This window comes from Sphingomonas sp. GW821-FHT09E03 (assembly GCF_059416225.1).
The window spans coordinates 1-766 of the sequence record NZ_JBWKOS010000032.1; the positions used below are offsets into that span (position 1 = coordinate 1).

Below are 766 nucleotides of genomic sequence, written 5' to 3' on the forward strand. Positions count from 1 at the left end.
TAGGGTCAGGACTCGTTGATCACAGCCAGAAGATGACGGTGGCAGCGAGGGTGACGGCAGCGAAGAAGGCCGTTGGGCAGCGATCGTAGCGGGTGGCAACGCGCCGCCAGTCTTTGAGACGGCCAAACATGATCTCGATGCGGCTGCGGCGCCGGTAGCGGCGCTTGTCGTATCTGACCGGCTCGTTGCGCGATCGCCGGCCCGGGATGCAGGGCTGGATGCCCTTGGCATGGAGGGCGTCCCTGAACCAATCGGCGTCGTAGCCCCGATCGCCGAGCAGCCACTGAGCTTTCGGCAGGTCGTCCAGTAGCGCTGCCGCGCCGGTGTAGTCGCTGACCTGTCCGGCCGTCATGAAGAAACTCAAGGGGCGGCCGTTCGCATCGGCGACGGCATGGAGCTTGGTGTTCATGCCGCCTTTGGTGCGCCCGATCAGGCGGCCGAGATCCCCTTTTTAAGCCGCAGGCTCGATGCCGTGCGGTGCGCCTTGAGGTAGGTCGCGTCGATCATGACCGTCTTCGGCTCAGCGCCGACCGCAGCCAGACCCTCCATCATCCGCGTGAACACGCCCGCCTCGCCCCAACGCTTCCAGCGGTTGTAGAGCGTCTTGTGGGGCCCGTAGGCGCTGGGTGCATCGCGCCAGCGCAGGCCGTTGCGGTTGACGAACACGATGCCGCTCAGCACCCGCCGGTCATCAACCCGCGGCTTGCCGTGGCTCTTGGGAAAGAACGGCCGTAGCCGCTCGATCTGCTCGTCCGTCAGCCAAAAC

Annotated in this window: 1 protein-coding gene; it reads right to left on the minus strand. The window is 65.8% G+C overall.

Going from position 1 to position 766, the window contains the following annotated elements; translation table 11 throughout:
- Positions 1 to 19: 19 nt before the first annotated feature.
- Positions 20 to 766, minus strand: a protein-coding gene (locus AC07M8_RS19665; RefSeq protein ID WP_495175913.1) for an IS5 family transposase whose coding sequence is annotated in 2 segments (ribosomal slippage) — positions 20 to 444 and positions 444 to 766 — 748 coding nt annotated over the 2 segments. Because the reading frame shifts where the segments join, the coding sequence is not laid out codon by codon here. This gene is flagged as partial in the annotation.